Source organism: Lysinibacillus sp. NPDC093688 (assembly GCF_050280145.1).
Lineage (GTDB): Bacteria > Bacillota > Bacilli > Bacillales_A > Planococcaceae > Lysinibacillus > Lysinibacillus xylanilyticus_B.
In genome coordinates this window covers 16,882-31,469 of sequence record NZ_JBNNUX010000013.1, presented here as the reverse complement: position 1 = coordinate 31,469, position 14,588 = coordinate 16,882, and the positions used below count along the sequence as shown (strand labels likewise).

Here is a 14,588-nt window from a genome sequence, read left to right as displayed (position 1 = left end):
TTTATCAATTATACCTCGGCATAATTGCGTCTGGAATCGGCTTTGTGCTTGCACAAAGAACTCCTTTCCGATTCCGTGACATCCGCCGGAGGCTTTAACTTCTTTCAGTGGGTGTTTGGACACCCACTGAAAAGTAGCTTATATCCGCATTCATCTCACCACCTAGAGGAGGGAGACTTCTGCTGAAAGAAGTTAAAGTTTTGGAGGCTTAGTACCTTCTGGAATTAGCGGAACATAAGTCTCCCCGTCTAGACGTTCTTTCCATTCTTTTTTAGCTTCTTCAATAAGTGATGGATTATCAATTAGATCCACAGCCGTGCAAGCCATTATTTTTGCTGCTTGCAACATCCCCTTATGTGCTATTGGCATCACACCCTGTGAGACAACCTGCCAAGTATGAAGTGGTGTACCTAGTGCCATACACACAGTTGTACATTGAACAGTTGGGACATTCCAGCTCACATCCCCAACGTCCGTTGATCCACCCAATATAAATTCAGGTAGGACACTTGGGATGTGGTTCGCAATAACTTTACCTTGTAACTGCAAGGCATCTTCTTTTTTTAGACCCACTAACGATGATGCCTGAATTTCCGGCGTAAATGTATTAAAAATTGCTTGTGCATGCTGTTCATCTTCTCTTGTATAAGTGGGCATTCCTAAATCCATTATTTGTTTTTGCATCGCATCATAAAGTGTTTTATTTGGAATAAGATTGGACGCTGCTCCCTCAAAAGCGATTTCTAACGATGTTTCGGTCATTAATGTTGCACCTTTAGCAATATTTTCAACACGTTGATAAATCTCTTGTACTTGATGCTTTTTAGGCGCTCTTATTAAGTATGTTACTTCTGCATATGGTTGAACGACATTTGGAGATGATCCTCCTGTGTTTGTAACCGCATAATGTACACGCGCTTCTGGAATAATATGTTCTCGTAAATAGTTTACCCCAACATTCATGAGCTCAACTGCATCTAATGCACTTCGTCCCAAATGTGGCGCTGCTGCTGCATGTGCACTTTTTCCCGTAAACTTAAACGTAACAGCATAGTTTGCTAGAGAGCTGCAAGTCATCACAGTTGTAAAAGTACCAGGATGCCAAGATATTGCAATATCGACATCATCAAAAATACCAGCCTTCGCCATATAAGCTTTACCTGATCCATTCTCCTCTGCTGGACAACCGTAGAAACGAATTGTCGCTGATTGATTATTTTGCTCTAAGTAATCTTTCACCGCAACAGCAGCAGAGAACGCTCCTGTACCTAATAAGTTATGTCCACAACCATGGCCACTTTCTCCGTCCTCTAATGGTTCGAAATGAGTAGCCCCACCTTTTTGACTCAAACCAGGGAGTGCATCATATTCACCAAGAAAGGCAATAACCGGCTTTCCAGATCCATACGTTCCTACTAGGGCTGTATCAAGTCCTGCAATTCCAAGCTCTGTTGCAAAGCCCTCTTTTTCTAAAGCTGCCTTAATATATTGAACAGATTTCTTTTCTTGAAAATGAAGTTCGGGTACTGCCCAAATAGCATCACTTAATTGAATACTAGCATCCCTTTTTGACTCGACTAATGACGAAATTTTTTCATGTACACTCATATTTTTATACCCCCTATTATGAATTCAAAAGACTTCCTTTTTGATCATTTAACGTTAAAAGTGAAATAATACAAATGCCTGCAAATCCAATTAACATCCAAAATGCTGCATCGAAGGAACCGTTAAAAGCATCTACCATAAAGCCGATTGCCATCGGCGTTACAAATCCAGCTAATTGCCCGCCTGTATTAGCAACCCCCATTGCGGAACCTGTAATAGAAGAAGGTAATTTCTTTAACACAATGGCAGGTAGTAATGTAATGACAAATGCAATAAATAAAGTAACGACCGTTTGATAACCAATAAACATCGTTACCGACTTCGCTGTAAACATGAAGTACAATAAAATACCAATAACTCCACATGAAATCGAGCCTAAAATCTTGTCCATTCCTCGTGGCAGCTTATCAATGAGATAACCGCTACCATAAATACCGATAATAGTAGTGATGGCTGGAATTGTTTGCGCCCAACCAATCGACATTAAATCGAGTCCACGATTTTTTTGGAGGTATGTTGGAATCCATGAAACTAACCCCCAGTTCACCGCATAAATACAGAAATAAGCAATCATTAAATTCCACATTAGCGGTGTCTTAAAGAGTTCCTTAAAGTTAACTTTCGCAGAAGCGTTTTCTTTACTACTATCACTTTCCACTACTTCCTCATGTGGAAGTTTGATATATTTCCAATATAAAAATGCAATAATGGCACCAATCGCACCAATTACAGCAAACATCGTACGCCAACCAATTGTTCCTAACAAATAAGCTGCGAGTAAAGGTACGATTAACGAAACGATGCCTCCAGAGGAAAGCATAATTGACATCGCTCGTCCTCGTTCTTCTCTCGGGAAAATCGTCGCAATAATTTTAGCGCTAGATGGTTGGAACCCACCTTCCCCAATACCAAATAAAAATCGAATGATAATCATTGCAACTAAAGACCAAGCTAGTGCTGTTAAACCTGTAAATATCGACCACATAATTACTGAAAAAAGTAAGATTTTTTTAGCACCAAACTTATCAGCCAGCCATCCACCAGGGATTTGCATAATTGCATAGCCTAAAAAGAAAGCACTTAAAATAATTCCAGTAGAAGAAGCATCTAAATTTAAATCACCAGTAATTGATACTACTGCATAGTTCATGATGTAACGATCTAGATTTCCTAATGACCATCCTAAAAATAAGAGTACAAGGATTAGATTTCTGGATTTTTTTGTTATTTCATTCGTTGTCATTACTATCCCTCCCATGTTTAAACTGCGTCGCTGCAATTGATAAAAAGCTCTCTAGTTACCGAATATTGCGACAACTAAAACTCTTATTCTTCCATTCCGATATCCTTTGCGATCTTTATATACTATTTTTCATCTCTCCCTATTTAATAAAATCTGTCCTTTTATATAGCGACAATTTCGTTATATATTCGTATAATAATCGACTTTTTATAAATTGACAATATTATTTTGAAAATTTTTAATAGATAGTCGTATAAAATATGGTGTCTATCATACGTCATAAAAACTGGGAAACCGTTGATTTATCTACACTTTTTAAACATTCGTCGAAAACGAACAATCACTAAAAATTTTCTGTAACTTTCTATTTCCTCCAAACAAAAAATGCCCTAAAAACCATTCATTGGTTTAGGACATTTTTTATTCCATGCGCTTGACTACATCACAAGCTGGTATATTTTTATTGGTCTACCACGTGTATGCTGTAATTCTTCTCCGCAAATTTCCGCTAAACCTATACTACATAAATCAGCCACGATGCGCTGTGCATTTCGTTCACTCATTTGAAGCTGTGCGGCTAAATCCTTTGTCGTAAAATGCTTCCAGCTCATTTTTTGAACTAGCGCTTGTATTCTTGTATAGTTTTTAATGCTAACACTGCCCTTTTTTAATTTTTCAAGGATAGTAGGATCCTCAGCTCGATAGGAATACGTTAGCTCCTCGCTATTACCGACAGATTCAATCATTGTGCCATCATCTTGAATCATGACAATATCAATCGATTCATGTTCCTTCGTTTGACGCAAAGCTCTATGCGCATTTAATTCGGCATTAAATACCGTTTGTGCAAAACCTATTCCTGCTGTGACCTTTGCCTCCATTTCAATGTACAGCTGGTACATTTTTTCCTTGATGAATTGAATCTGCCCTTCAATTGCACCCCTAGTACTGAAAATTGTATATCTCCCATTTCCTTCTCCGATTAAGGAGCCATCAATCTGTTCGCATACTTGCAGTAAGTTTTCCTTCATGCGCAATTCTAAATATTGAATACGATATCCTTGCTTCATTCTTTCCTTCAATGAATCAAATTCTTTTATTTCGAGCATGACAGCACCTATTTGCGTTTCTTTATAATACGACGTTTTAATTTTTTCGGTAAATAGCTGAACAGTATGGTAAATTTCTGTTTTTGTAGGCGATACCCAATAGGAGGGAACTCCCCTCTTTTTCAGCTCTTCATCGACTGACGGGTAACATGTTATCGCAAAATCGATTTTCCCTTGCAGCCATAGGTCATAATGGAAATCAAATAATTCTTTCGGATCAATGGCCACATCAAATTCCTTTAAATACATGTTCCTTACATTTTTCTCTATCTCCGTCAACCCTTCTGACGCCATTTGTGCAGGTGATGAGATAATATCAATACTGACACTCTCCATAACTTTCCCTATTTTATAGGATTGCTCAAAAAAGCCTTTGTAAATGGCCGCTTCAGAAAAGATGATATGTTCTAGCTTATCCTGTGAGACGCTTGTCTGACTAGCAATTTTATAAGGTATGTATCCCGAAAACAGCCAAAAATCAACATCTTGATTATAGGTTTCCACAAGATGTTTCGTCTCTGTAGCAACCGAATAAATATATGGGATAAATTCCATATCCTGTTCGATTTCATGTGCTAACTCGATAATTCTTTCTACAGATTTTATTGGGCCAACAACACCTATTTTATACATCTTTAGTTCCTACCTTCTATGTCAAACTACTTTTGTTATGACAAAAGATTCTTAATTATTATACAGATTAACTATAAATAGTATATCGAAGAATTGATATTCTACACAAATAAAAAAGATAAATTTAACCAATGGGCTTTTTCTACTGAAAAATAATTGTATCAATGAAATTAAGGGTGTCATATTCAGTGGGGTGCTTTCCTAGGGGCGTCGGGCAATAGATGGTTTTTGCGCGAAAGCGAAGCGGCAGCGGCAGATGGTTTTTGCGCGAAAGCGAAGCGGCAGCGGCAGGATGTTGGTCATGAAGACGTTCTCAAAAGTACGGTCATCCAACTTTTAAATTTTATCGGAACATTTTTACGTTTTATCACCCAACTTCTGAATTTTATCGATAAACTTTCACGTTTTATCACCCAACTTTTGAATTTTATCGATAAACTTTCACATTTTATCACCCAACTATGCCAGGTGCGAACACTAAAACCCCGAATAATTTCGTTATTCGGGGTTTGGATTTTAAACAATTTTATAAATCGTTTGCATACATTTTCTTATATAAAATTTCTAATTTTTTTGAGAGCTTACCATAGGCAGTTTGCCAAGCTTTACGAGCTGCTGCATTATCGTCTGTCAAAGGTACATAAAGAGCATGTACATCAGCTACCTTTTTCAAGTCACTCTCGGCCTGTGTTAGCTTAGAATAATTTTTTACGACGCTCTTTTCCGAAGCACTAAGGTCATCATACGCTGTACGAATTTCTTTTACTTTAGTTTCCAAATCATCAATATATTCACCATTTACTTGCAGTGAATTAATTGATTCAACTAATTTCAAAGCACTTTCATTAGACTGTTGTTGACCTTTATCCATATCGATAATGGATTGTCGTATTTCTGGACTGACTAAACTCATTTGTTTTGATGAAAGCTTAGCAAAAGCTTTAATGACAGTTGCTGGGTTACTAGTAAACGATTTTTCATACGTCTTCATAAATGATTCTACTTTTTTCACATCGGAAACCGCTGTTGTTAAGATAGACGCATTCGAAATACGTTTTTTATCACTAGAGCTCAGCTTATTATATTGGGTTGAAAGCTCATTAATTTTTTCTATTGAAACTGTATACGTATCATTTGTGACAATGGTTGCAATTTCATTATTTAATTTTGTTATATCCGGTGCATTACCGTCTTCTAGACGATTGTTTAGCAAATCTTCATATTGCTGTTTGGCTAAATACTGTTGATTTGCAGGTAGCTTAGCATAAGCAGTTTGTACGGTTTGAATTTTTTTTGCTTGTTTCGTAGCATCTGTTTCTTCTCGTGCTGTTTGCACTTTTTTATGGAATGACTTAACACCAGAAAGATCTTTACTAGCAGCTGTTAATAAATAATAATTTGTTACGTATTTGCGTCCAGCTGAAGATAGGTTTTTATATTTTGTTGTTGCTGCATTTACAGCACTCTCGAATTGTGCAAATGTATATTTCGTTACATTAGCAAGCTTCTCAACCTCGGCTTTCAAAGCCAATGCAGCCGCTTTATCAGCAGGTTCTTTACCATTTACGTTAACTGTAATAGTCGGTGTATTTAATAAAAAATCGTTTGCATTATAAACAAGTGATTGTTGTAAACTAGTTAACTTATTATAAGCTTTCAATACATTTGTGTAGTTCGTTTTTAACTTACTCTCAGCTACCCCCGGCGTTTCTGAAAGCTTTTGATAAGCGTCCATGTCCTTAATCATTTTTTCAGCTGCTTTAAAATCCTTTTGTAAAGTTACCAAGCTATCATATCCGACAATTTTAGCCGCTGAATTTTTCGTTAAACCCTTATATTCATTAATAATACGGTTTACATTATTGACATGTCCTTGCCAAGAATCTTTTGATGGATCTATTGGGTAACTGTCCTCCGCATCACCCACATAATTGTCAATCTCGATATTTAATCTGTCAATTTGACTGTTTTCTGCGTTTTCTGCTTCAAGTAATGAATTCTTATATTTTGTTGGTACAAGCTGTAGTTGCTTATAAGTTAACTTTTCATAAGCCGTACGTATCGATTTTGCTGTAGTCACCTGTTTGCTAGGTGAATCTTTAGGTGACAGCTTATCGAAAAGTTTAATAAATTGTTCAATCTTTTTAATATCCGACTTAGCATCACTTAATATTGCTTGATTTTGAACAGTTGCTCGGTAATTTTGAGATAGTTTTGCTATATCCTTTTCAATTGTTTCAACTGCTGATTTTAAAGATTCTATGCTAGTAGGTACATACGTAACAAAAGAACTTTTATAATCTAATAATGCAACAATTGCCTGATTTAGTCTTCTAACCTCTTTAAAATCTTCGATATCTGTAGGATCTTTCAAAATGTTTTTAATGCTAGTGTATAAGGCATCGTTTAGATCTAAGCTACGTTGTAATAAATCTAACTTATCATAGGCTTCTTCAATTTCTTTTAAATATTTTGATAGATCTTTTTCATTAACTTCATTAACCTTATCTACTTTCTCATTTAACTTGCTTATTAAATCTACATCTGTAGCTGCTCTCTTTAATACATCATAATTTTTCACATTCGCTTTTGCTGCAGCCGATAGTGCTTGATATTTACTTTCTAATGCCGTTACTTCTGCCTTAAAAGATTCTAGACTTGTTACATTATATTTGTTGTCATTTATTAATAAAGTTTTAATTTTTTCAATCATTGAATCAGATGGTTCATTAGATACTGTTACCACATCAGAAACAACGGATTCTACCAAAGATGTTCCTACCTTTGCCTGTACTTTAACCATTATATCTGTGATGCCACTAGTTAAAGCATTATTAGGAATTCTGTATGTGTCGTTAGTAGCTCCATCAATTATTGTGAAGGAATCACCAACTTTATAAAACCATTGATAGCTGTATTTAATTTGATTACTTTGTAACTTTGCCCCAGCATCATCGGTTACAATTGCCCCTCCTACTTGTACCAATTCACCAGGTACTGCATAGTTTGAACTACTTTCAATTCTTGGCGCAGTTATTGAAAGTTTTAGTTCATTAATCGAACGGGGTTCACTCTTATACTTATCGCCTTTTGTTGTAGTCGCTTCCACGAAAACTGCTTTGCCTGCCGCTTCTACTGGTATTGTAAATGACGCTGCTGTGGCACCAGAGATTGGTTTATTCTTTGAATCACTGGAACCATCTACATAGTACCATTGATAACCTTTAACAATTGAATTTGCTGGTAAGTTTTCGATAGAAGCTTTTAAAGTTTCATTTACTGTATTCTTTCCTGTGACTGTAACTGCATCAGCTCCTACTGCTCCTGCAACTGTTGGTACAAATAGAGCTGCTGGAATAGCTGCCGCTGTGAAAAGTAATTTTTTATTCAAATTTCCATACCTCCTCTATCATCTATTGAATTATATCGGCTACATTTTTAAGAATTCTCTTCATTTTATAGAATAGTTCTAAAAAGCATACTTCCTCCCTATTCCAAAACATGAAATAATACTATTTTGATTTTTCTCGGATTTTTATACTATTTATTTTCCCTTTTATGTTTTTACATAAAATGTTACTCATTTGAATTAATGAGCTCCAAAACGACTAAAGAAAAGACATCATCGAATATTGATGAGGATTAAGGAGCCTAATAAATGCTTTATAATCCTGCATAGACATGTTTCTAGTTTTAAGAAATATATGTATAATACAACTATTAATAGGAAACAAGGAGCTTGGTGGAATTATGGAAAATCTTTATGAACCTAGTTTAACAAGCAAAGATGTAGATAGGACAAGAAGCTACGAGATTAGTCATCTATTTTTCGTTGCTTTGTTTGGTGGTATTTTAGCCATTGCCGCATTAGGTATACAAAACGCTAAATGGCTCAAAATCGAAAAAAAACACATACAGTTGTTAACGATTATTAGTATTGTACTTATTATTGCGAAGTTTGCAGTCGTTTACGCAATCGGGCAACAAATGCTAGACATAGATAAAAAGTATATCAAATTTATTGGCCGACTGTTCGGGGCCGCTTGTTTTTTCATCTTCTTTACGTTTTTAAACAAGCCCTATAAAGAACATTTAGCAGTTGATGGCGAAGCACAACCTTTAAAGAGATCATCCATTATCGTGTTTATCGTCTCTATTATAGTCGATGTTACAGCTACTGTATTCTTACTATCACTTTAGGAAAGGAGATAAATACTTTATGAGTGAATATGAAGAATATATCGAAAGTACTGAATACGAAGAACCATCCTTTGAAGTCATAGAGCATTATTTTTATATACAGAAGTATCCGCAAGTTATAGAACTTATCAACGAAGAACTGCAAGATCATATTGAAAATAGCTGGCTCTGGTATATGTTAGGATACAGCAATTATGCAATCAATAAATATAACGAGGCTGAAGAACAATTATATGAAGCTATGCGATTAGGCTTTAATGCGGAAATTGTATTTCATGTTCTCGGGCATATTTATATGGCAACTGAGCGATGGCAAGAAGCAGAGGAAGCCTTTCTTGAAGCCCTTCGCATTAATCCAAATGACGCAGAAACACATGCTGCTTATGCTGTTTTAATGAAACAAACAGGACACCGTAAAAAATCAACGTTATTAATCAATAAAGCATTAGAATTAGATCCAGAAAATTCTTATGTGTTACGTAGAAACTTTATATTAGAAGGTATTCACGGAAATAAAGAACAACAGATCCTTGCATTAGAGCAATACATGAATTCAGCAGATAGTGAATTGGCTAAATTATTACACCTTGGTATTAATGCCTCCTTCCGACATAACGAAAAAGAAGCGAAAGAATATTTTAGACAAGCTTTTCTTTTAAATCCTGAAGATCAAGGTTTACTATCAATATTAGAAGATATGGAAATTACCACCCACCCGCTCTTAGCACCTAATCGTTTTATCGAGCGTATAGGAGGACCTGCGACCATGTGGCTAGTAGGAATTGCGCTAACCTTTTTGTTACTAGCATTAGGTTTGGATGATTTAGCAATGGTATTTATAACAGGTTATGTAGTACTTGCTCTATATACGTGGATTTCAGCTCCATTGGTAAAGGGACTAAGAAAAATAAAGGGGTATCGATATGGATAAAGTAAAATGGTTACAGCAAATGGTGGAACAAAATCCAGCCGACCCTCAAGCACACTACTGGCTTGGAAAAGAGCTTGCCGAAAACGGTCGTTGGCTAGATGCTGTCCAATCGTATTCGACGGGAATTTCTCTTTGTACAGATGATACATTACGGTTAGAAATCATTCATGAGTTAACAAAAACGAGTGTTTACATTCAGCAAACAACTTCAATGGAGTATTCACCAGTTATTGAGGATGAAGTTCATGATAATGATGAAATGATTGAGACTGAAGGAGCTATTGCCGCTTCAGCTGAAGAACTATTTAAAATAGAGGAATCGGAAAAGCAACAGAAACTGCTCAAAAATCTTAAGCCAAGATTAACAGTTATTGATGGTGCCGGTCCAAAGAAAACAATACAAGAAGTACAGAAGCAAGTTACATTTGAAGATGTGGCCGGTCTTGACGATTTAAAAAAGACGATTAATCTTCGTATTATTAGTCCATTTTATAACAAGGGCTTATTTGCTAAGTTTCGAAAAAAAGTAGGCGGTGGCGTTCTCCTCTATGGCCCGCCCGGATGTGGAAAAACATTTATAGCCAAGGCAACAGCCGGTGAATGTAAGGCTAATTTCTACCCTGTTCATATTACAGATATACTAAGTCGCTATCTTGGGGAAAGTGAACAAAATTTAAAAGCAGCTTTTGATAAAGCACGCTTTCAAAAGCCAAGTATTATGTTTTTTGATGAAGTAGACACGATTGGTATGAGCCGTTCTAAAGCTTCTGAATATACCCGTGGAATCATCGACACATTCCTTACAGAGTTGGAGGGAATTGATACAAGCACAGATGAAGTGCTTATTATGGCTGCTACGAATACCCCTTGGGATATCGATAGTGCCTTAAAGCGCCCTGGTCGATTCGATCGCCTCATCTTTGTCGCTCCACCAGATGAAAAAGCGAGAGAACAAATTTTTAAATTGAAGCTAGCGGGCAGATATGCTGAAAACATTGATGTGACAACACTAGCCACTCAAACTGAATTTTTCTCTGGTGCAGACATTGAAAATGTAATTGAATTAGCTACAGAAAATGTCCTTGCTGAAATTTTATCAACAGGTAATGAACGTCCAATCACAACCAATGATTTATTACACGTATTAGCTGAGGTACAACCCTCTACATTAGAATGGTTACGTACTGCAAAAAACTACGTGAAATACGCAAACCAATCAGGGTTATACAATGATGTTGAAAAATATCTACGTGCCCACGCTAAACGCATTTAAAGAATGACATCAAAGAGGCATCCCCATAGATATTTGGGATGCCTCTTTGACATGTATGTTAATTTAAATAGGTATGTTATTTACATTCAAAAAGAACCTGTTCGATTTCCCCTAATCATGCCAAAAATACAACACCTGCACCACTACTCCTTCTTCTGTTGGATCAGTATCAAAATGAAGCTAATCGCCTCCACTATTTTCAGCAAGCGGAATCCATTTTTCATGCAAAAGCGTATTTAAACCAAAGTAACCTCCCAATCCATACATGTACTATGAATTCTGTACAGTACAAAAAGATTAGAAGGTGTGAACATGGTTCATCTCTTTCTTTCTATTCATCGATTATCCTCTACTATGAGCTGGCCTTCTATTATAAGTATCGTAGTCATAGGAATGGGTATGATTCCTTTCATTTACTTTAATTCGAATGGACATTCCTTCTCCTACATGGGTGTTGATAAAAAACTGTCCATTAAAGGCCTGCACCCTATCTTGCATTCCCCTGATCCCCATTGAATCAGCAAGAATGATATCATCCATTTTACATCCTACACCATCATCAGAATAAATAATTTCAAAGCCCTCTTCTGTTTCTAACAGATGAATTTCGACAGTGTTGGCATACGAATGTTTTAAAGCATTGTTTAACAACTCTTGGAAGAGCCGATAAATCATCAAGTTTAAACGCTCATCCACCAAATATAGACGATCAATTGTATAAATTAAAACAAAATCAGCACGCTTATGCACTTTTTGTATAAGCTTCTCAAGCGCAGCATTTAATCCTAATGTATCTAATAATGGCGGCTTCAAATTTTCACAGTAGCCTCTTAAATCATTTAAAGATGTAATCATGTGTTCATGAATCTTAGCAAGACCCGATTGAATATCCGTCTTTTTCTTCGCGTGGATAAATACATCCATCTCCCTAGCAATATGGAGTTGCTCTTGTAAAACCGTATCATGTAGCTCTTGTGCTAATTGATATTTTTCTTGTTCAAATCGAAGCCAAAGTAGCTTATTAAGCCACGGTAACTGACTTTTATCAGCCTCTTTCATATGCTTTAACTGCTCTAATAGATCTTCCACCATTTTCGTATTTTCAATAAAATTATTTACATATAAAAGCAATAATTCAAGCCATAATAATTCCTCATCCTTTAGATGAATAGATTTATTGTGGTCTACGACTAGTATTCTTTTATAATTCATATCTTGGTGGATAAAAGCAATATAAAAATGCTCTGTCTTCTTTATATCTCCCAAGCGGAGCTGCTCAAGCTCTATTTCGTTCATTTGATTTTGAGTATATTCTTTGGATGTGCTTGTGGAAGTAATTTGATGTGTTTGCAAATCGTAGGTTAATATGTAAACATGTTTAATCTCAAGGTGTAATGCAATTTCTCGAACAAATTTCTCAAGCAAGTCTTCAATCTTTACTACCCTTCCAATACTATCAACTGTAGTATACAATCGATGGATATAATCTCCTTTTGTTGAAAAAAGAATTTTTCGCTTATGATAATCTATTTTCTCTTTAATGTAGAAAAGTGCTATTAAAGAAAAGAACGTAAACAAGAAAATTTCCGTCATTCTTGAAATAGATAAATCAGTAAGCCAATAAAGACCCAATAACAGCCAACTAGTAAAAACAAATGCAAAATTAAAATAATGGCGTAAACGAGTAATAAAGTATTCCATATCAAATATACGTTCAGTGAGCTGTGTACATATAAAGCTGTATGGGATTAGCATTAAGAATAAGGAGCATTCTTCGGCAGATAGTAAGTAATGATTAAATAAGATTACTGGAAATGCATAAAAAAAAAGGAAAGGTAAAAACGGAATAATAACACTACTTAATAAAATTTTTAATTGTGGTGTTTTATGTTTAAGATATCCTCTTGTCATGATACATAGTAGGATTGTTAAAAGTATTAAAAACATCCCCAGAATAATGTATGAATGGGGAAAGTAAGTAGAGGGATAAATTACACTTAAAACGCTAATCAATATAGTAAATAAAGGAATTATATAAAGTGCTTTTATATTATCAAAAAAAACCCATTTTATATTTAAAAATTTAAAATATTCCTTCAAGAAATGAATTAACAACACTAAGCACAGTAGCATAGTACTACGATTTACAACTACGCCAACATAATCAAGTCTACTCGAAGCCCCACTACTAACATACGCTAAAGAAACAGTTAGAATAAATAGAATTAGTAAATTAATTAGGTTGTTATTTTTTTGTTTATAATTTAAATACACTGTAATAAATAAACTAAGTAAATAATAACAAAAGGGAACTACCAAAACATAATAAAATTGTTGAGGTATGTCTAAATGCTTTATTTTTACTTCAATTAGTTTTCCATCTGGCTTCATTATTAACAATTCATTTGCTGCTCTGATTACAGAATCATATTTTAGCTTAGGATCATATTCTATCCGAGTACCATCAACCTCTAAAATTGTATCTCCAGACATTATATGATTATCATCTGCCCATTTTTTGAAGTATGGTTCAATTACAAACCATTGTCCATTTTTTTCCTGAATTTTTATATTTAAAGAAGGCGAGCTATAAGTTACATTGAATAGATATATTCCAATTACTAAATAGACACTTATAGCTAGCCACAACCATTTAATTTTTTTAAACCTTAGATCCAAATTAAACCTTCTGAACCGTATTCTTCATCAAAAGAATCCAGAATTGCCTTTTTTTCAATTTCTGTAACACCAAGTAGAGAAGCTTTTTTTTCTTTCAACAAAGTTACCATCGACGGATTTTGCTCTAAATATTGAATCATGTTAATCATAAAATCTCCTCATTTCATTAGTTTTTTTATAGTTACACTTTCTGGAATACTCATCATATTGAGTTCAACTCACTTTTACCAATTACTTTCCAAGGAATTAATAACCATAAATGTAACTACAACTCCATTATACTATCGTTTTACTTTTAATCAACAATATTTTCTACAATTCGCTAATTAAACAATAGATTAAGCAGCATTTTCACACAATATACTAATCTTCAAAATCCAAGCCACATGTACAAACTAGCCATCTATCCGAAAAAAATTAGGATAGATGGCCATTCGTCGTGTGTACCGAAAAGGTGCGCTTTTTTTTTATTTTGGGCTTACTCTATATCGGAGAAAGTGTAGCACAAACAATTGATTCTACACAAGATACGTCATTCGTTTTGGATACTTTATATCAATTACCTGATTTACCGCAAGGCTGCATCTTGCATAGCGATCAAGGTTCTGTGTACACATCATATGCGTATCAAAAATCAGTCAAAGAAAAAGGAATTACCATAAGCATGTCCCGCAAAGGCACGCCCACTGATAATTCCCCAATTGAAACGTTCTATCTCGACGGAATCTACCGCACGACAAATGCGCATATGATTCAAATCGTCGAAGACTAAATTACCTATAATAACAATATCCGTATTCAAACAAAATTTAACAGCCAGTCCCCCATACCTGAATGAAAACACTGCTATCATTCAAAAAATAACGTTACATCTGCCAGTTTACTTAAGCTAAAATGCTCTCTGACTGTATA

At 35.2% G+C, this 14,588-nt stretch carries 9 protein-coding genes and 1 pseudogene; 4 read left to right on the top strand and 6 right to left on the bottom strand.

The features are described from left to right. Nucleotides 1-192: 192 nt before the first annotated feature. The 4 genes from ACQKN2_RS12060 to ACQKN2_RS12045 all read right to left on the bottom strand — a co-directional run bounded on the left by ACQKN2_RS12060 (nucleotide 193) and on the right by ACQKN2_RS12045 (nucleotide 7,984). Nucleotides 193-1,608 carry a M20 family metallopeptidase gene (locus ACQKN2_RS12060; RefSeq protein WP_427415194.1) on the bottom strand — a complete coding sequence of 472 codons (1,416 nt, stop codon included), beginning with the start codon at nucleotides 1,606-1,608 and terminating at the stop codon, nucleotides 193-195. A gap of 16 nt (nucleotides 1,609-1,624) precedes the next feature. Continuing rightward, nucleotides 1,625-2,851 carry an MFS transporter gene (locus ACQKN2_RS12055; protein ID WP_427415193.1) on the bottom strand — a complete coding sequence of 409 codons (1,227 nt, stop codon included), beginning with the start codon at nucleotides 2,849-2,851 and terminating at the stop codon, nucleotides 1,625-1,627. A 437-nt stretch (nucleotides 2,852-3,288) separates the two neighbouring features. Then, nucleotides 3,289-4,593 (bottom strand): hypothetical protein, encoded by a 1,305-nt coding sequence (locus tag ACQKN2_RS12050; protein WP_427415192.1) that lies wholly within the window; start codon nucleotides 4,591-4,593, stop codon nucleotides 3,289-3,291. Between the two features lie 526 nt (nucleotides 4,594-5,119). Next, on the bottom strand, nucleotides 5,120-7,984 hold the full coding sequence (locus tag ACQKN2_RS12045; RefSeq protein WP_427415191.1) for a hypothetical protein: 2,865 nt from the start codon (nucleotides 7,982-7,984) through the stop codon (nucleotides 5,120-5,122). 359 nt (nucleotides 7,985-8,343) lie between these two features. Here ACQKN2_RS12045 and ACQKN2_RS12040 point away from each other — a divergent pair, with 359 nt between their 5' ends. Genes ACQKN2_RS12040 through ACQKN2_RS12030 form a run of 3 tightly spaced genes read left to right on the top strand, consistent with a single transcriptional unit; the run spans nucleotide 8,344 to nucleotide 10,997 of the window. Continuing rightward, nucleotides 8,344-8,793 (top strand): hypothetical protein, encoded by a 450-nt coding sequence (locus tag ACQKN2_RS12040; protein ID WP_427415190.1) that lies wholly within the window; start codon nucleotides 8,344-8,346, stop codon nucleotides 8,791-8,793. 19 nt (nucleotides 8,794-8,812) lie between these two features. Then, nucleotides 8,813-9,724 (top strand): tetratricopeptide repeat protein, encoded by a 912-nt coding sequence (locus ACQKN2_RS12035; protein WP_427415189.1) that lies wholly within the window; start codon nucleotides 8,813-8,815, stop codon nucleotides 9,722-9,724. Beyond that, entirely contained in the window at nucleotides 9,717-10,997 is a 1,281-nt protein-coding gene (locus ACQKN2_RS12030) for an AAA family ATPase (RefSeq protein WP_427415188.1), read from the top strand. Before ACQKN2_RS12035 ends, ACQKN2_RS12030 begins: the two co-directional genes overlap by 8 nt. Before the next feature lie 342 nt (nucleotides 10,998-11,339). Here the strand turns inward: ACQKN2_RS12030 and ACQKN2_RS12025 are convergent, their stop codons facing one another. Together ACQKN2_RS12025 and comX are read right to left on the bottom strand one after the other, a co-directional pair. Further along, entirely contained in the window at nucleotides 11,340-13,676 is a 2,337-nt protein-coding gene (locus ACQKN2_RS12025) for a sensor histidine kinase (protein ID WP_427415187.1), read from the bottom strand. Next, nucleotides 13,667-13,825: a competence pheromone ComX gene (comX, locus tag ACQKN2_RS12020; RefSeq protein ID WP_427415186.1), complete on the bottom strand. Its 159-nt coding sequence runs from the start codon at nucleotides 13,823-13,825 to the stop codon at nucleotides 13,667-13,669. Before comX ends, ACQKN2_RS12025 begins: the two co-directional genes overlap by 10 nt. A gap of 332 nt (nucleotides 13,826-14,157) precedes the next feature. Between comX and ACQKN2_RS12015 the strand changes: the two are divergent. Then, nucleotides 14,158-14,445, top strand: a pseudogene (locus tag ACQKN2_RS12015) (DDE-type integrase/transposase/recombinase); the annotation flags it as partial. Between the last annotated feature and the right edge of the window lie 143 nt (nucleotides 14,446-14,588).